Raw genomic sequence first — 17,259 nt, 5'->3', positions numbered from 1 at the left:
GACGCGTGGCCCGCATCCGCAAGCTCGTCAGCGCTCTCAGTCGGCCCGGCCCACATCGGGTGTTGCGCGGTGACCTGGCCTTCGCCGGTTTGCCGGGGGTGGTGTACACGCCGGAGGCCGGATTCAATCTTCCCGGCGTCGCTTTCGGACACGACTGGCTCGCCGGTGCGGCCCGCTATTCGGGTCTGCTCGAGCATCTGGCGTCGTGGGGCATCGTGGCCGGCGCCCCCGACACCGAACGGGGACTGGCGCCCTCGGTACTCAACCTGGCCTTCGACCTCGGTACCGCGCTCGACATCGTGGCCGGCGTGCGCCTCGGGCCCGGCAAGATCAGCGTGCACCCCGCCAAGCTCGGCGTGCTGGGCCACGGTTTCGGCGGCTCGGCGGCGGTGTTCGCCGCGGCCGGCATGCCGGCCAAGCCCGCAGCTGTGGCGGCGCTGTTCCCGACCGTCACCAGTCCGCCGGCCGAGCAGCCGGCGGCGACGCTTCAGGTCCCTGGCCTGATCCTGACCGCCCCGGGGGACCCAAAGACGTTGAACTCCAACGCCTTGGCGCTTTCCCGCGCGTGGGACACCGCCACGCTGCGCATCGTCACAAAGGCCAAACCGGGCGGCCTGATCGAGGGCCGGCGGCTGACCAAAGCGGTCGGGCTGCCCGGACCGCACCGCGGCACGCAACGATCGGTGCGGGCGCTGCTGACCGGGTACCTGCTCGCGACGCTCGGCGGCGACAAGACCTATCGCGCCTTCGCCGATCCGGACGCGCACCTGCCCAAGACGGTCCCGGTCGATCCGGAGGCCCCGCCGGTGACGCCCGAGGAAAAGATCGTCGCGCTGCTGAAGTGAGCCCCTGGACGACCGCGGCCATCGTCGTGGTATCTGTCGTTGATGCGAATCGGGATCGCTCTGGATTATTCGGGCGGCTTTCACGAGGCCGTCGACCGCGTCGTCGAACTCGAGGGGGCCGGCATCGACATCGCGGTGGTGGCCGAGGCGTACTCCTTCGACGCCGTCAGCCAGCTCGGCTACCTGGCCGCCAAGACCAACACCGTCGAATTGGCCTCCGGGGTGTTTCCCATCTACATCCGGACGCCCTCGCTGCTGGCGATGACGGCCGCCGGCCTGGACTTCGTTTCCGACGGCCGCTTCCGCCTCGGGATCGGCACGTCCGGACCGCAGGTAATGGAGGGCTTTCACGGCGTCGCGTTCGACGCGCCGATAGGCCGCACCCGCGAGATCGTGGAGATCTGCCGCAAGGTGTGGCGCCGCGAACGGGTGCAATACGACGGCAAGTACTATCAGCTGCCGTTGCCCGCGGATCGCGGAACGGGGTTGGGCAAGCCCCTGCAGCTCATCAATCATCCTGTGCGCGAACGCATTCCGATAACCATCGCGGCGCTTGGGCCGAAGAACGTCGAGCTCACCGCCGAGATCGCCGAGGGCTGGCAGCCGGTGTTCTACCTTCCGGAGAAGGCCGGCTCGGTTTGGGGCGAGGCGCTGGCGGCCGGTGCCGCCAAACGGGATCCGGCCCTGGGGCCGCTGGACATCATGGTGCACGCGTCGGTGGCCATCGGTGACGACGTCGACGAGCGGCTGGCCTGGGCCAAGCCGCAGCTGGCCCTCTACATCGGTGGGATGGGCGCCAAGGGTCGCAACTTCTACCACAACCTGGCGACGCGCTATGGGTTCGGAGAGGTCGCGGACAAGATCCAGGAGCTGTACCTGTCCGGCCGCAAGCGCGAGGCGGTCGACCTGGTTCCCGACGAATTGGTGCGCGGGATGTCGCTTGTCGGCCCGCGCGGCTACATCGCCGAGCGCCTGGCCGCCTTCGCCGAGTCGGGCGTCACGACGCTGCTGGTGAGCCCGATGGCCAGCAATCCGAAAGAATCTGTGCGCTATGTCGAAGAAGTGCTCCAGCTGCGGCCCTCCTGACCCTCACTGCCCCGCCTGCGGGAGCTGATCCGCGGCGATCTCGCATGGTGTCGATCCGTCGGTCGGCGGTGCGACGGCCGGCGCGGGCGCGGGTGCGGCCGGCGGCGCGTCAACCGGGGCGGGCGCGTCAACCGGGGCGGGCGCGTCGGCCGGGGCGGGCGCGTCGGTCGGCGGCGGCACGTCGGTCGGCGCCGGCGCACCCACCGGCGCCGCGGCCGGCGCGGGTACCTTGTCGTCCTCTACCACCATGTCGGCCTCTTCGGCCTCCTCGGGTTCGTCGTGCTTGTCGTCGGCGTCGGCTTGGTCGTGTTCCTCGTCGTGCTCGTCGTCCGGATCGAGGGGATCCTTGTCGAGCGTGTCGGCGTCGAATGGGTCCTCGCCTGCCAGGTCACCTGCGGAACCCAGCAGCCCGCCCATCGCATCGACGATTCGGTTGGCGAGCCCGCCGAGCCCGCCCAGCCCGCCAAGACCGCTCGATCCCCCACCGAGATCCCCCGCCCCGGTCGGCATGCCGGAAGCATCACCGAGCGCCGTCCCCAAATCCGGGGCCGCGGCCGGCGCGGCAGCGGCCGGCGCGGGATCCACGGGGGGTCCGAAGGCGGGCGGCGCCGGGGCTGCGGGCGCGACGGCCGCGGGCGCAACGGCGGCGGGAGTGACCGGCGGGGGCGTGGCCGGGGTGACCGACGGTACGGGCTCGGCCGGTTGCCAGCCCGGGCCGAGATCGCCGGGCAGCTCGAAGTACACCACCGGCGCGGCGGCCATCCTGTCGATAACCATGTCGTAGGACGTGGCGAAGCCGGTCAGCGACGAGCGCATCGCGGTCACCCAGTCGTTGCGAATGTCGTTGTCCACGTAGGGCTTTACCTGTTCCTCGACAACCTCGGCCGCCGTACAGCTACCCCCCGCCCCCGTGCTGACCGCGGCCGAAGCGGCCAGCCATACCGGCCGCTGCGCCTGCGTGCGATCGTCGATGGCGATGGCCGTCGCGACCTTAGAGTCGACCAGGAACCACAGGTTGTCGCGCAGCGACTCGCATCGCTGGGCCGCCGCGCGCACCTCGCTGGCAAGCACGCCCGCCTCGTCGCAATGACGCTGCAAGAACGCGAGCGCGGCGTCCGCTCCCGGACCCATCCACGCCGCCGACAGCTCGCCGAGCTGGGCACGCTGTGTGCGCAGGCCTTCCATCAGCGCGGCGCCCGCCGCCCGCAGCTGCCCGCAATCGCGGTCGAGCGCGTGCAGGTCGAGGCCGTCCTCGCTGTCGTACCAGTCGCGGACCTGCGACGGCTGCGACGTCAGGTCGGACTGCTCGTAGCCCAGCGCCTGGCAGGCGCGCACGTACGTTTGCGTGTGCTCGACGGCGGGCCGGCCCTCGGCGAGGCGCTCGGCGACGTCCAACCGGTCGCCCACGGTCAGGCGATCCGCGCGGCGGCATACATTTCGGCGTCGGCATAGCGTTCGGCGCCGGACCGCAGCGCAACCGCGATCGCGACGGACGCCCGCGACCACTGCGACAACTGCGCAACCAGTTGGTCCAGCTGGGCGCGCAGCGCGTCGCCGCGCGCGGTGTGCGCCCGCCCCGCGGTGGCGCCGCTGAAAGCCGGCCCGGCCAGGTGGTCATTCAGCGCGGCATCGACGAGCTCGGCCGCCCCGCGCAATTGGTCGGCGACCCTGTGCACCGCGGCGACGTCGACCCCAATACGACTATCGAATCTCATGCCTAATCCGACGCCGGATCCCCCGACGGGGTTCCAGGGTTTCGGATCAGCGCTGGGCGCTCACCGCTTCGGCGACGCGGGCGGCGACGCGCTGGGCGACGGCCGCCTCGGGCGCTTCCACCATCACCCGGATCATCGGTTCAGTTCCCGAGGGGCGCAACAGGATTCGTCCGGTGTCGCCCAGTTCGGCCGTGGCCTGCTCCACTGCGGCCTGCACCGCGGGCGCCGCGGCGGCGGTGGCCTTGTCCGCGACCTGGACGTTGATCAGCACCTGCGGCAACGTCTGCATCCGGGAAGCGAGGTCGGCCAGCGACGAGCCGGTCTGCACCATGCGCGTCATCAACCGCAGGCCGGTGACGATGCCGTCGCCGGTGGAACCCAGCGCGGGCATCACGATGTGACCGGATTGCTCGCCGCCGAGGCTGTATTCGCCGGCCCGCAACTCCTCCAGGACGTAGCGGTCGCCGACGGCGGTGGTGCGCACGGTGATGCCCGCCGAGCGCATGGCCAGGTGCAGGCCGAGGTTGCTCATCACCGTGGTCACCAAGGTGTTGGCGGCCAGTTCGCCGGCCTCCTGCATCGCCAGCGCGAGCACGACCATGATCGCGTCGCCGTCGACGAGTTCGCCGTTGGCGTCGATGGCCAGGCAGCGGTCGGCATCGCCGTCGTGCGCCAGGCCCAGGTCGGCGCGGTGGGCGATGACCGCTGCCCGCAGCGAATCCAGGTGCGTCGAGCCGCAGCCGTCGTTGATGTTGAGCCCGTTGGGGTCGGCGTTGATCGGGATGACGCGGGCGCCGGCGGCGCGGTAGGCGCGCGGGGCGGCCGCCGACGCCGCGCCGTGGGCGCAGTCGACGACCACGGTCAGGCCGTCGAGCGGCAGGGTGTTGACCTTGCCCACGTGGCGCAGGTAGCGGTCGGCCGCGTCCTGCGCGTCGACGACGCGCCCGATCCCGGCACCGACCTGGCGCAACCCCGGCCCGGCCGCGACCAGCTCCTCGATCTGATCCTCGGTGTCGTCGTCCAGCTTGTGGCCGCCCGGGCCGAAGATCTTGATGCCGTTGTCGGGCATCGGGTTGTGCGACGCCGAGATCATAACCCCGAAGTCGGCGTCGTAGGCGCCGGTCAGGTAGGCCACCGCCGGGGTCGGCAGCACCCCGACCCGCAGCGCGTCGACACCCTCACTGGTCAGGCCGGCGATCACCGCCGCCTCCAGCATTTCGCCGCTGGCCCGCGGGTCGCGACCGATCACGGCGACCCGTCGGCCCGGTCCCCCGGAACTGGCCAGGCGCCGCGCCGCCGCCGACCCCAGCGCCAGCGCCAGCTCGGCGGTCAACTCGCGATTGGCGACCCCGCGAACACCGTCGGTGCCGAATAGTCGACCCATGCGGACAAACCTCTCACAGTTGACGGCTGTGTACCTACTGTGCACCTAACGTGCCCGTTCTTTTCTGACCGAAACCGGGCGGGTTCGTGCGCAGACACGCCGCACGACTATGCACAAGATGCCCGGTTGCGGCCGGAAAGTGACCGGATCAGCGCTTGCTGTACTGGGGCGCCTTGCGCGCCTTCTTCAGGCCGTACTTCTTGCGCTCGGTGGCGCGCGGATCGCGGGTGAGGAACCCGGCCTTCTTCAAGGCCGGCCGGTCCTCCGGCGAGGCCAGGATCAACGCCCGGGCGATGCCCAGCCGCAGCGCACCGGCCTGACCCGACGGGCCACCGCCGTGGAGATGGGCGAAGATGTCGAAGCTCTCCACCCGATCGACGGTGACCAGCGGAGCCTTGATCAGCTGCTGGTGCACCTTGTTGGGAAAGTAATCCTCCAGGCTGCGGCCGTTGAGGTCGAACTTGCCGGTGCCGGGCACCAGGCGCACCCGCACCACGGCCTCCTTGCGGCGCCCGACGGTCTGGATGGGCCGGTCGAACACGAACGCCTCGGCGGGCCGGGCCGCCGGCGCCTCGGCCGGGGTTTCCGGGGCTTCGGGGGTCGCCGGGGTTTCTACGGCCTCGGTAGTTTCGGTCACTGGGACACCTGCTTGATCTCGTATGGAACCGGCTGCTGCGCGGTGTGGGGGTGCTCCGGGCCCGCGTAGACGCGAAGCTTGCGCTGGATCTGACGGCTGAGCTTGTTCTTGGGCAGCATGCCGACGATCGCCTTTTCCACCACGCGGGTCGGGTGCTTTTCCATCAGCTCGCCGATCGTGCGCTTGTGCAGGCCGCCGGGATACCCCGAGTGGCTGAAGGCCAGCTTCTTCTGCAGTTTGTCGCCGCTGAAGGCGACCTTGTCGGCGTTGATGACGATGACGAAGTCACCGCCGTCGACGTTGGGGGCGAACGTCGGCTTGTGCTTGCCGCGCAGCAGGTTGGCCGCCGCGACGGCAAGGCGGCCAAGCACCACGTCCGTGGCGTCGATGACGTACCACGACCTCGTGGTGTCACCCGCCTTGGGCGCGTATGTGGGCACAGCGCTTACCTTCTTCTTCTCGAGGTGGATCCCGGTGTGACCCGGGTATCGGTCGGGCGTTCGCGGTGGGGCTTGATCTCGGCGACCGACGTTGACCCGAGGCCCCGGCGTACCGCACGCCAACCGAGCAGCTTACCGACCCGCATCCCCGCAGGTCAAAATGACTGTGCGGTCCCAACGGCTCTCCTCCGTCGGGACCGCACAGAGCCTTATGCGTTGGGCTACCTTGCCCAGACCCCCGCGGCCCGGCGGTCGGCGCTCGCCACCTCGTCCGCGCCGTCGCGCACCGCGTTGCCCAGGTCGACCAATATCTCGTTGAGCGCGGTCGCCGCCTGGTGCCACTTGAGCTGCTCGGCCTGATAGGCGGCCGCGGCTTCGCGGGTCCACAACTGCTGCAGCGGAGCGATTTGGGACCTCAGCTCATCGAGCGCGGCGTTGAAACGCGCCGACGTGGTGTGAATCTCCTGGCGGACGGAGTATTCGATTTCGCCAAAGCTGTACGACAGCACCGGGTCCACAGGCATCCCCCGATCACAGCTCTCCGCCGGCGGCGGCGATGTGGTCCGCATGGTTCTGACCCGCCTCGGCCAGCATTGCCTCGTTGTGCCGGATCGTTTCGGCGATCGCGTGCAGGACGTGGTACAGCCGCATCGACTCGGCGTTCCAGCGGTCCACCACATCCTTGAACCGCGCGGCCGCGAGCCCGCCCCACACCGACTGCGGGACGCTGCTCATGCGGCCGATGAATGCCTGCAGCATTGCCCGGATCTCTTCGTTGCGGGCGTCCGTGGTGCCCGCGACCGAGCGCATCAGGTCGAAGTCGGCGCTCAGCGTGTTCGCTGTTCCCATACCAAGTTCGACCCCGCCGACGCCGATCGGGTTCCATCGATTTAGGTTCCGCCGATCGCGTGGGCAGACCGCACCGCGCGCTCGCACGCGGCGGTGACGGCGTCCTCTCCGCCGGGCCGGCTCTGGCATCCGATGCTGATCCGGACCGTCCCGTCCAGCACCACGGTCCACCGCACCTGATGGCCGGCGCGCACCTCGCGGTAGGTCACCGCGGGCCGGCCCGCGCTATTACCGGACGGGTTGAAGTCGACGAACACGCCGGCGGGCTCGGCGTCGATCGCGCGTTTCAACCGCTCCGCGGTGTCGCTCAGCGTCTCCTCGGGAACGGGCGACTGCGTGACGTGCAACGCCACCTCGGGATCCGACGGCGACGTGACCTGCACCCGCGCCGAACCGGGGCCGGCAACCACGCGCTGCGTGGGCCAGTTGGCGGGCACCTCGACCGCGACCCGGCCTTCCACCAGGAACGCCGTCGCCACCGCGTCCGCCCGCGTCACACCGTGCCGGCCCATGGCCGCCACCGCCGGAACCGCCGCGGCCAGGACCACGCCGGCGGCCACCAGCCCCCTGAGCATCCAGGCGTGCGGGCGAATGCCACCGACGGCCGCGGCCGACCGCGGCGGGGAAGGTTCGTCCCGGGCGCCCAGGTACGCCTGAGCCAGCCCGGCCAGCCGCGGCAACGCCGCATCGCCGACCTCCACCACCCGCCGGCCGCGCCCGCGCATCGCGGTGGCGATCAGCGTCGCGAGCGCCGGCGCACCCGCCACCGTCGCCGGGGCGTCGACCAGCACGGTCCCCGTCGCGTCGCACATGATCCCGTCGACGACACTCGCCACCCGTTCGGCGACGGCGCGGTGTTCCGACCGGCGGGGCACGGCGACCACGTCGGCACCGGCGATCGCGACCAATCGCTCCGCGATCTCCACCACCACCGCCGCTTCCGGTTCACCCTTCGAACCCCGCCGCAGCAGCCACGACCGCGGGCGAGCCGACACCTCCTCGGCCAGGGTCCTCGCGGCGGTGGTCACGACACCGACACGCGGCGACGACCACCACGACGGGTGCACAACCACCATGGCCCCCTTCGGAGCCCGCTCCCGGCAGTCCACCGACCGCAGCATGGCCCGCCACAGCGAGTCGACGGCGACCGGCCGCCCGTCCACCATCGTCACCGGATCGTCTATCGACTCCAGCGCCGCCTCGGCCATCTCGGCATCGGCGACCACGCTTGTGCCGCAACATAATCGGCGGACCGTACCCGGACCCGCCTCTATGATCGCGCAATGACCGCTCACGGCGGGGGGCTCCACGCCACCTGCACAACCTGCTCGTCACCGGCGCGGCCGACCAGGACACCACGGCCCGGCGGCAACCGCGCCGGGCGGCAGCCCAACAGCGCGCCCTCGTCGGGACGCGCGCTCATCACCAGTCCCAGGCAACCGAGGTCACGCAGGCCGGCCAGCAGCGGCTCGAACAGGGCCCGCGCCGCGCCGCCGGCGCGGCGCGCCACGACGAGGTGCAGCCCGAGATCCCTTGCATGCGGCAGGTATTCGACGATGGCGGCCAGCGGGTTGTCTGCCGATGCGGCGACCAGATCGTAGTCGTCGACCACGACGAAGATGTCCGGCCCGGACCACCAGGACCTGGCCCGCAGCTGTGCCTGGCTCGCGTCCGATGGGGGCATCCGCCGGTGCAGCAGATCGAGGAGACCGGGCAGCAGCGCACCCAGGGCGGCCGGCGACATCGCGTAGCCGCCAAGGTGTTCCGATTCGACGACGCCGAGCAGGGAGCGCCGAAAGTCGACGATCAGCAGTCGCGCTTCCGCGGCGGTCTTCGTGCGAACGATCTCGCGGCACAGGGTGCGCAGCGTCGCGGTCTTTCCGCACTCGTTGTCTCCCAGGATCAGCAGATGCGACTGGTGCCCGAAGTCGACTGTGATCGGCTGCAGCCGGCGCTCCTCGAGCCCGAGCAGGATTCCTGCTGCGGATTCCGCGCCACCGTGACGCACTAGAGCGTCGCGGTCCACGTGCGCGGGCAGTAGCCGGATCGGCGGCGCGGCCGGCTCGCCGTCTTGAGGCTGCAGCTCATCGATGGGCAGCGCGATCGCCATGTGTAGGCCCTCGCGGGAAAGGCCGCGGCCGGGCTTGCCGTGCGGCACCTGCTGCGCCCGCCGGCGGTCGATTTCGGAGTCGGCGGGGTCACCCAGCCGCAACTCGATGCAGGTCCCGACCTGATCTTTCAGCGACGGCCTGATCTCCGCCCAGCGCGACGCCGACAGCACGACGTGCACCCCGAACGAAAGCCCCTGCGTCGCCAGGGAAGTGATCGCTTCCTCGAGCGCCTCGAACTCATGGCGCAGGGCCGCCCAGCCGTCGACGACGAGGAAGACGTCGCCGAACGGGTCCGAGCCGGCCGCCGCGTCGGTTCGCTGCAACTCCCGGGAGCGGACGATCGATTCCATCTCGGCGACGATGCGCGCGACCAGCCGCGGCTCGGCCCTGCCGGCGACGACGCCCACGTGCGGCAACGTCCGTACCGACGCCAGGGTTCCGCCGCCGAAATCTAGGCAGTAGAACTGCACCCGGCGCGGACCGTGGGTGGCCGCCAGCGCGGTGATCAGGGTGCGCAGCGCCGTCGACTTTCCCGATCGGGGCGCCCCGACGATCGCGACATTGCCCGCGGCCCCGGACAAGTCGACGATCAGCGGCGTCCGGGACTGCTCGAACGGGCGGTCGACCACGCCGACGGGTACGGTCAGGTCACCGCCCCGGGGCCCGACGTCGCGCAACAGGTCGTCCAATCGTGGTGGCGCGCCGAGCGGGGGCAGCCAGACTTGATGCGCGGGCGGCCCGTGCCCGGAGAGCCCTTCCAGCACCACGCCCAGGACGGTTTGGGTGGGCCGCCCAACGGTCTCGGCGCCACGGGTGATCGGTCCCTCGGCGCGGGTGCTGAACAGCCGCACCGACGGCGATGCCGTCGCGGCGGTCACGCCCGCCGAACCGGGCCGCAGCGGGCCCGAGACGAACGCGGTCTGGAAGCGGATCGGCTCCCCGCCGCCGCAGCGCAGGAACCCGGCGCCGGGAGTGTTCGGCAATTGGTACGCGTCGAGCGTTCCCAGAACGATCCGTGATTCGCTGGCGGACAGCGTCTTCAGGCACACGCGGTAGGACAGGTGGGCTTCCAGGCCGCGCAGCCGGCCCTCGTCGAGGCGCTGACTGGCCAGCAACAGGTGCATGCCCAGCGACCGGCCGAGCCGGCCGATCGCAACGAACATGTCGGCGAAATCGGGGTGCTGGCTCAGCAGTTCGGAGAACTCGTCGACGACGATGAACAGTGTTGGCAGCGCGGCCAATTGCGCGCCGGTGCGGCGTGCGTCCTGGTATGCCGCGACGCTGACGCAGCCCGCCGCCCGCAGAATCCGTTGCCGCCGGTTCATCTCACCGGCCAGCGCGTCTCGCATCCGGGCCACCATCGGTGCCTCGTCCGACAGATTGGTGATGACGGCGGCCACGTGCGGTGCGCCCGCGAAGTTGAGAAACGTTGCGCCGCCCTTGAAGTCGACGAGCAACAGGTTGAGCAGTTCGGGCGAGTTCCGAGCCATCATGCCCAACGCGACGGTGCGCAGCAGCTCCGACTTACCCGAGCCGGTGGCGCCCACGCAGAGACCGTGCGGTCCCATGCCGTTTTCGGCGGGCTCTCTGATGTCGAGCTCGAGCGGCGTACCGTCGACGGTGGTTCCGATCGGAACGCGAAGTCGGTGCTCCTGGCCGCGCCACAGCGTGACCGGGTCGAAGCGGGAGAGCTCGCGAAGGCCCATCAGGGCCGGCCAGCCCGGACCGGCGTCGCGGTGAGACGCCCTCGCGCCGGCGGGGTACGCGGCGAGCCGCCGCGCACAGGTCAGCGCGTCGATGGCCTCCATTCGGTCGGGGTGCTGCACCGTTTGGGTTTCGCCGTCCTGCCTGACCACCAACGGCGCGCCGTCACCGACGGCCCCGACCTCGACGACGGTCGCGCCGGGGATCGCACCGGCCGCGGCGCCATCGTCGACGTCGCCGATCACCACCACACGCGCCGTTTCCATGCCGGCCAGCGCGCGCCGCGCCTCGGCCGAGCTTTCACACACCATGCGCGCGGACCCCAGCGCATCGGTGGCGCCGGGATGTTGGTTGTGCGGCAACCATTTCAGCCAATCCCAGTAGCACCTGTTCCGTTCGCCGATCACCGCGACGATCAGCAGCTGGCCCGGCGGATGCAGCACAGCCAGTTGGCAGACCATCGCGCGCAGGACGCCGCGCGCTTCGCACGCATCGCCGTCGATCGTCACCGTCGAATCCGGCCGCAGGCCGATCGTGATCGGCGCCTCGATCGTCGAGTGCGCCTCGACGAAGCGGCGCACGGCCGTCGCGGTGACTGGATCCGAACGCTCCGCGGGCGGGAGGCCCGGGGCCACCAAACGCGTGGCAAGCGGCCGGATTCCGGTGCCGACGCGGACGACGCAGAAGTCGGAGTCCGTCGCCCGCCGCTCCCACATACGCGGGCCGCCCACCAACGTCCACAACGTGGCGGGGTCGGGATGACTCCAGCAAAGCGACGAGCGCTGCGCCGCAGCGGTTTCGGCCACTGTCCCGCGCAGGCGGCCGAGGTATTCGAGGTACTCGACCCGGTCCGCGTCGATGTCTCCGTCCCGCCGACGCCCCCGCCCGGCCACCGCCGTCACCGTCATCGACACCAGCATCATCACCGGGAACGCCAGGAAGATGGGACTGCGGGTTGCCGCGGACCCCGACGACGCGGACCCCGAGAAGAAGACCGCCGCCATGACGCCGAGGCTGCCGACCGAAAGCAGAACCGGTACCAGGCGGGCCGCCAGGCCCGACGACGAGGAGGGCGGCAGCGCGGGCGGCGCGGCGATGCTGACGTCCGCGGTCGCCACCGCGGGTGGCGGCCGGCGCGCCGCGGGCACGAACGCCTCGGTCATCCCAGCACCTCCCACCGTTCGACGACGCTAGGAAGCACCCGAACCCGCTGCAACTCACCTGTGGATAGCCGCAGACGAGGCGATCGAAAACCGCTTAACGTGGCGATGATTCGAGCCTGAAGGGGGGTGACCCGTGTCCGCATCCGATCCGGGACTGCGCCGCGTGTCGGTTCACGCCGGCACCGCGGTCGTCGATTTGTCGCTGCCCGCCGGGGTCCCCGTCGCCACGCTGATCCCGCCGATCGTCGACATGCTGGAGGGCCGCGACAGCGACTCCGCGGGTGGTCTCGCGGGAAGGTGCTACCACCTGTCCCTGCCCGGCGCACCCGCCCTGGACGCGTCGACGACGTTGGCGCAGCACGGTATTCGTGACGGTTCGGTCATGGTGCTGAGCCAGGAGCGGACCCCTCCCGCCGCCCCGCGGCACGACGACGTGGCGGAGGCGGTGTTGGCGACGCTGCGCACAACCGCCCGCGGTTCCGGCCTCGACCAGGACGGGCGAGCAACCCGGCTCACGGGCGCGGCGGCGGCGAGCCTGCTGGCCGGCGTCGGAGCGCTCACCCTCATTCGAAACGCGTGCGGCGTCAGCGTCGCCCGTCACCCGGGCGCCACCGCCGCCGTTGCGGCGGTGGCCGGCTGCACCGCCCTGCTGTTCGCGGTCGTTGCGCACCGGGTGCTCGGCGACTCGATCGCCGGGCTCACGCTCGGCGCGATCGCCACCGTATTCGCGGCGGTCGCCGGCTTTCTGGCGGTGCCCGGGCCGCCGGGTGCGGGCGGCGTGCTGCTGGCCGCGATGGGCGTGGCGGTGGTGTCGGTGTTGGCGATGCGCCTGTCGGGTTGTGGGTTTGTCACCTTGACCGCGGTGTCGTGCGCGGCGCTGGTCGTCGCCGTCGCCGCGCTGGCGAGTGTGTTCACCGCGGCCCCGCCGCGCAGCATCGCGTCGGTGTCCGCGCTGGTGTCCTTCGGGCTGCTCGGCATGGCGGCGCGGGTGTCGATCGTGCTGGCCGGATTGTCCCCGCGGCTGCAGCCGGATGTCGATGCCGCGGATCGCTTGGCCGCCAAGGCGATCCGCGCCGACAACTGGCTGACCGGCCTGCTGGCCGCGTTTGCGGGGTCGGCGGCTCTTGGCGCCGTCGTCACAGCGCTCACCGGCGCGCCGAGCCCCGGCTGCATCGCTTTCGCCGCCGTCACGGGTTCGCTCCTGCTGTTGTATGCGCGCGGCGTCGATACCAAAAGGCGGTTGATCTTCGTCGTCACCGGAATCGCCACCATCGGAACCACATTCGGCGTCGTCGCGGTCGGCAGTCCGGATCGCGGACCGTGGATCGCGGGGGCAACGTCGATGCTGGCCGCCGCGGCGACGTACCTCGGCTTCGCGGCACCCGCGATATCGCCGTCGCCGGTGCTGCGGCGGGGCGTCGAGCTGCTGGAGTGTCTGGCCCTGATCGCGATGGTGCCCCTGACGTGCTGGATATGCGGCCTTTATGGCGTCGTTCGTGGCTTGAATCCGCCATGGAGTTGACCGCGTCGTGCGCCGTGCGGCTGCTGGCGGTCTCGGCGCTGATCGCGCTGGCCCAGTTCGGCACGCCGGCGGCGCACGCGGTTTCACCGCCGAAGATCGACGACCGGCGGCTGCCGAAACCGGCCCTGCCCGCGCCGCCGCGGCCGACCGTGCAACGCGAGGTGTGCGCGGCGATCACGGCGGACTCGGGGCCGGGCGGCAACCAGCTCGCCAACCTCGACTTGCCCCGGGTCTGGCAACTCACCCGCGGCGCCGGCCAGCGGGTCGCGGTCATCGACACCGGCGTCGCGCGGCACCGCCGGCTACCCAACCTGGTTCCCGGGGGCGACTACGTGTCCACCGGCGACGGCACCCAGGACTGCGACGCACATGGCACCCTGGTGGCCGGGATCATCGCCGCGGCAACGGATCCCGACGGCTACGGCGGCGTGGCGCCGGACGCCACGCTGATCAGCATCCGCCAGTCCAGCGCCAAGTTCACCGCGGCCGACGACCGCTCCAGCGCGGGGGTGGGCGACGTCGACACCATGGCGAAGGCCGTCCGAACGGCCGCCGATCTCGGCGCGTCGGTGATCAACATTTCGTCGGTCGCCTGCGTTCCGATCGCGGCGCCGCTCGACGACCGGGCGCTGGGCGCCGCGCTCGCGTACGCGGTCGACGTCAAGAACGCGGTAGTGGTGGCGGCGGCGGGCAACGCCGCCGGCGCAGGGCAGTGCCCGCCGCAGCGCCCGGACGCGACCTGGGACACCGCCACCGTCGCGGTCAGTCCCGCCTGGTACGACGACTACGTGCTCACCGTCGGTTCGGTCAATCCCGACGGGATCCCGTCGGCCTTTACCCTTGCCGGACCCTGGGTGGACGTCGCCGCCGTCGGCGAAGGGGTGAATTCGCTTGGCGCGTCACCGCTTTCGGGTACCAGTTACGCGGCGCCCGTCGCCAGCGGGTTGGCCGCGCTCATCCGGGCCCGGTTCCCGACGATGACCGCGCGGCAGGTGATGCAGCGCATCGAGTCGACCGCGCATCATGCGCCCGCGGGTTGGGACCCGGTCACCGGCAACGGCACGATCGACGCCCTCGCCGCGGTCAGCTCCGACCCGGCGCCGCCCATCGGCAACCCGAAGCCAGACCCGGCGCCGGTGCCGATTCCACCCTCTCGCACCCCGGCGCCGGCTGACCATCACGGCCGCAACACCGCACTCAGTGGCGCGGCGATCTGCTTGGTTGCGCTGGTGGCGGCCCTGGTCGCCGGCGCGGTCCGGGGCGGGCTACGGGGGTCCCGACACGGTGTCCCGAGCGACTGACGCGCTTTGCCTGCTCAGCTCGGGTCCCGACGGCAACGCCGCCAGCATCGGCCAGGGCGCCGGCGCGGCGGCCGGCGGTAGCCCCAGGTCGTGCGCCGCGTCGTCGTCGCGGATCGCGAACCGCACCCCGGTGTCGGTGATGAGGTACCGCGCGCCGGCTTGGCCATCGGCCCGCACATAGGCGCTTCGGCCCGGCGGCAGGTACACCGCGTCCAGCGCGGGACCGGGCCCGTCGGCCTGCGACAGCGCCACCGGCGCCCGGCCGTCCGGCAACGGCAGCCCGCTTCCCGCGACGACGGCAACGTCGGACTGCCCGGACGCGGCGGGCGCCCGCGTCGCGCACACGGTGGTATCGGTGGTCGTCAGGTCGCCTTCGCCGGGTGCGCGGTCCGGAAAGGTCGCCACCGGCAGCGCGGTCACGATCGGCGCGCCACGGATCACATCCGGCGCCACCGCGATGATGTTCGTGCTGCCCTGCGAATTGCCGAAACGCAGCAAATCCGCGGTCACCTGACCGATTCGCTGCACGCCCCGGGCCAAAACGACGTAATACTCGTCACCCCCGGCTCGCGTGACGCGCAACACGGCGCCCACCGGAAATCCCGGCAGGCCGGCGGCCTTTGCGGCGGCGTCGCGAATCCGCGGGACCGTGATCGGCGGCACCTCCGGGACGGCCTTCAGCAACAACTGCGAGACGATTCGCGGCGCGCGGCCCTCGAGCCTCAGCGCTCGCACGACCGCGGTGTCGGCAAGGTCCACCATCGCCCGCTGCCCGTCATAAAGCAGGTAGGCCGGCGAACCCGGGCCGGCAGTCACCACCACGGCCTGCTCGGGGCTCAGGCGGCGGACCGCCGATCCCGCAGCGGGCCCGATGACGACCGTCGTCGACGCATTGCCGTCCGTATCGCAGATCGTCCACACCGATTCGTCGCCCGCCAGCGGCGGGGCGAGAAGCTGCGGTGCACCCGGAATGCCCAGCAGCGGGCCACGTTTGGTGCGCGCCAACTCGGATTCGCGCACCGGCCGCGGGTTGGCGTCGGTCGCGGCGATCAACCGCGCCGAGGCCAGGTTCAGCACCGGATGCCAGGCGTCGCCCACCCGCACGTACAGCGCCCCGGATTCTCGACCCATCACGATCCGTGCGCGACCAAGCCCCGCCGGCGGCCGTAGCAAAGCAAGACATCCGGATCCGGCCACGACGAGGGCGGCCAGCACGCACCCCGCCGTCAGCGCTACGGTCCGCGCCCGCGGCTGCGGGCCGGCCACGCCGGTGCCGCGGCTCAGCAAGGCGCACTCGATGCGGCGCAGCAGGAATCGGTAAGCGCTGATTTGCAGACGGGTTTGCGATTGCCGGGACCCTGCGGCGTCCAAAATCTCCCCGCGAAGTTTGTCGAATCAGAATTTCTGGTCCACGTTAAACCGCAGGTTGAGTGGGCTGCAGGAGTTTATCCACAGGGCGGCCGAGTTTCGATTTTGCCGGATACGGGTAAAATTTCGGCGTGTTTATTCACCGCATACTCGGCCGTCCGTGCCCTACGGCCCTCAGCGGGCGGTCGGGGGGTCGCTGGCTCGGCCTGGGCGCGTCCGCACTGCTCTCCACCACCGGCCTGCTCACCCTCCCGACCACGGCGCCGACCGCCTCCGCGGACAATTGTCCGGACGCCGAGGTCGTTTTCGCGCGAGGCACCAACGAGCCGCCCGGCATGGGGCGGGTCGGTGACGCCTTCGTCGACTCGCTGCGCCAGCAGACCGGCGGCATGAACATCGCCACATACGGGGTGAACTACGCCGCCAGCAAGCTGCAGCTGCACGGCGGCGACGGCGCCAACGACGTGATCAATCACGTCAAGAAGACGGTGTCGGATTGCCCCAACACCAAGATCGTGTTGGGCGGCTACTCGCAGGGCGCCAGCGTGATGGACATCGTGGCAGGGGTGCCCATCGGGGGCATCAACTGGGGCAGTCAGCTGCCGGCCGACCTCGCGAGCCACGTCGCGGCGGTTGCGACGTTCGGTGACGTCGCTGACCGCGCCGGCGGGTCGCTGCCGGCCCAGAGCGCGATGTTCGGTTCCAAGGCGATCGACCTTTGCAACCCCAACGACCCGATCTGTCACGCGGGACCGGGCAACGAGTGGAGCGGGCACACCGAGGGGTATGTGCCGGTGTACACCACTCAGGCCGCGGCGTTCGTCGCGTCCAAGCTGTTGGCCGGGACCGGGCAGCAGGTGCCCGGATTCGGCCCGGCGACGCCCGGGTACGGCCCGCAGACTCCGGGCTACGGCCCGCAGGCTCCGGGGTACGGGCCGCAGACGCCGGGGTCCGCACCGTCCATCCACGACCCCGCGCCCGGGGCGCCCGCTCCTACCGCCCCGGCTCCTACTGGCCCCGCGCCCACGGGCCCTGCGCCTGGAGCGCCCGCGGCGCCCACGCCGGCACCCGATTTGGTCTCGGCGATTCACTGACGGCAGGGGCCGGTCCGCCAATCCCCTACTAAGATCGGGC

15 protein-coding genes are annotated in these 17,259 nt (G+C 71.3%); 5 read left to right on the top strand and 10 right to left on the bottom strand.

Features of this window, described 5'->3' with window-relative positions:
* Positions 1 to 5 precede the first annotated feature (5 nt).
* Both OQ968_RS17290 and OQ968_RS17285 read left to right on the top strand, forming a co-directional pair.
* Positions 6 to 845 (top strand): hypothetical protein, encoded by an 840-nt coding sequence (locus OQ968_RS17290; protein WP_324680021.1) that lies wholly within the window; start codon positions 6 to 8, stop codon positions 843 to 845.
* A 42-nt stretch (positions 846 to 887) separates the two neighbouring features.
* A complete protein-coding gene (locus tag OQ968_RS17285) occupies positions 888 to 1,931 on the top strand; it encodes an LLM class F420-dependent oxidoreductase (RefSeq protein WP_324680019.1) in 1,044 nt (347 codons plus the stop codon).
* Between the two features lie 3 nt (positions 1,932 to 1,934).
* Here OQ968_RS17285 and OQ968_RS17280 read toward each other — a convergent pair whose 3' ends face one another.
* The 9 genes from OQ968_RS17280 to eccCa form a co-directional block, all read right to left on the bottom strand.
* The gene (locus OQ968_RS17280) at positions 1,935 to 3,338 is read right to left on the bottom strand and encodes a hypothetical protein (protein WP_324680017.1); all 1,404 of its coding nucleotides are present in this window, start codon (positions 3,336 to 3,338) and stop codon (positions 1,935 to 1,937) included.
* A 2-nt stretch (positions 3,339 to 3,340) separates the two neighbouring features.
* The gene (locus tag OQ968_RS17275) at positions 3,341 to 3,646 is read right to left on the bottom strand and encodes a type VII secretion target (RefSeq protein ID WP_324680015.1); all 306 of its coding nucleotides are present in this window, start codon (positions 3,644 to 3,646) and stop codon (positions 3,341 to 3,343) included.
* Positions 3,647 to 3,692: 46 nt separating this feature from the next.
* Complete coding sequence (glmM, locus tag OQ968_RS17270; protein ID WP_324680013.1) at positions 3,693 to 5,030, bottom strand: phosphoglucosamine mutase; 1,338 nt, start codon at positions 5,028 to 5,030, stop codon at positions 3,693 to 3,695.
* Positions 5,031 to 5,178: 148 nt separating this feature from the next.
* Positions 5,179 to 5,667, bottom strand: coding sequence for a 30S ribosomal protein S9 (gene rpsI, locus OQ968_RS17265; RefSeq protein ID WP_324680011.1), 489 nt, complete (start codon positions 5,665 to 5,667; stop codon positions 5,179 to 5,181).
* A complete protein-coding gene (gene rplM / locus OQ968_RS17260) occupies positions 5,664 to 6,107 on the bottom strand; it encodes a 50S ribosomal protein L13 (protein WP_324680009.1) in 444 nt (147 codons plus the stop codon). Before rplM ends, rpsI begins: the two co-directional genes overlap by 4 nt.
* 221 nt (positions 6,108 to 6,328) lie before the next feature.
* Positions 6,329 to 6,631, bottom strand: coding sequence for a WXG100 family type VII secretion target (locus OQ968_RS17255; protein WP_324680007.1), 303 nt, complete (start codon positions 6,629 to 6,631; stop codon positions 6,329 to 6,331).
* 7 nt (positions 6,632 to 6,638) lie between these two features.
* Positions 6,639 to 6,956: a WXG100 family type VII secretion target gene (locus OQ968_RS17250; RefSeq protein WP_324680006.1), complete on the bottom strand. Its 318-nt coding sequence runs from the start codon at positions 6,954 to 6,956 to the stop codon at positions 6,639 to 6,641.
* A 41-nt stretch (positions 6,957 to 6,997) separates the two neighbouring features.
* Entirely contained in the window at positions 6,998 to 8,251 is a 1,254-nt protein-coding gene (locus OQ968_RS17245; RefSeq protein ID WP_324680214.1) for a type VII secretion-associated protein, read from the bottom strand.
* The gene (eccCa, locus tag OQ968_RS17240; RefSeq protein ID WP_324680005.1) at positions 8,248 to 11,934 is read right to left on the bottom strand and encodes a type VII secretion protein EccCa; all 3,687 of its coding nucleotides are present in this window, start codon (positions 11,932 to 11,934) and stop codon (positions 8,248 to 8,250) included. The genes OQ968_RS17245 and eccCa overlap by 4 nt, the downstream gene beginning before the upstream one ends.
* 133 nt (positions 11,935 to 12,067) lie before the next feature.
* Between eccCa and eccD the strand changes: the two genes are divergently transcribed.
* Positions 12,068 to 13,456 carry a type VII secretion integral membrane protein EccD gene (gene eccD, locus OQ968_RS17235; protein ID WP_324680004.1) on the top strand — a complete coding sequence of 463 codons (1,389 nt, stop codon included), beginning with the start codon at positions 12,068 to 12,070 and terminating at the stop codon, positions 13,454 to 13,456.
* Complete coding sequence (mycP, locus tag OQ968_RS17230) at positions 13,447 to 14,757, top strand: type VII secretion-associated serine protease mycosin (RefSeq protein ID WP_324680002.1); 1,311 nt, start codon at positions 13,447 to 13,449, stop codon at positions 14,755 to 14,757. Before eccD ends, mycP begins: the two co-directional genes overlap by 10 nt.
* On the opposite strand, the gene eccB is transcribed toward mycP, so the two are convergent.
* A complete protein-coding gene (eccB, locus tag OQ968_RS17225) occupies positions 14,722 to 16,128 on the bottom strand; it encodes a type VII secretion protein EccB (RefSeq protein WP_324680000.1) in 1,407 nt (468 codons plus the stop codon). The genes mycP and eccB overlap by 36 nt on opposite strands.
* A 203-nt stretch (positions 16,129 to 16,331) precedes the next feature.
* Here eccB and OQ968_RS17220 point away from each other — a divergent pair, with 203 nt between their 5' ends.
* Positions 16,332 to 17,219 (top strand): cutinase family protein, encoded by an 888-nt coding sequence (locus tag OQ968_RS17220; protein WP_420715943.1) that lies wholly within the window; start codon positions 16,332 to 16,334, stop codon positions 17,217 to 17,219.
* The last annotated feature ends 40 nt before the right edge of the window (positions 17,220 to 17,259 follow it).

The organism is Mycobacterium sp. 663a-19 (genome assembly GCF_035616495.1).
Classification (GTDB): domain Bacteria; phylum Actinomycetota; class Actinomycetes; order Mycobacteriales; family Mycobacteriaceae; genus Mycobacterium.
Note: the sequence above shows the minus strand (reverse complement) of the source record. Positions and strands in the feature narration are given on the sequence as shown.

Coding starts and splice junctions, on each gene's coding strand:
- OQ968_RS17285 (WP_324680019.1), top strand. CDS start 888: ATGCGAATCGGGATCGCTCTGGATTATTCGGGCGGCTTTCACGAGGCC.
- OQ968_RS17275 (WP_324680015.1), bottom strand. CDS start 3,646: ATGAGATTCGATAGTCGTATTGGGGTCGACGTCGCCGCGGTGCACAGG.
- glmM (WP_324680013.1), bottom strand. CDS start 5,030: ATGGGTCGACTATTCGGCACCGACGGTGTTCGCGGGGTCGCCAATCGC.
- OQ968_RS17255 (WP_324680007.1), bottom strand. CDS start 6,631: ATGCCTGTGGACCCGGTGCTGTCGTACAGCTTTGGCGAAATCGAATAC.
- OQ968_RS17250 (WP_324680006.1), bottom strand. CDS start 6,956: ATGGGAACAGCGAACACGCTGAGCGCCGACTTCGACCTGATGCGCTCG.
- eccCa (WP_324680005.1), bottom strand. CDS start 11,934: ATGACCGAGGCGTTCGTGCCCGCGGCGCGCCGGCCGCCACCCGCGGTG.
- mycP (WP_324680002.1), top strand. CDS start 13,447: ATGGAGTTGACCGCGTCGTGCGCCGTGCGGCTGCTGGCGGTCTCGGCG.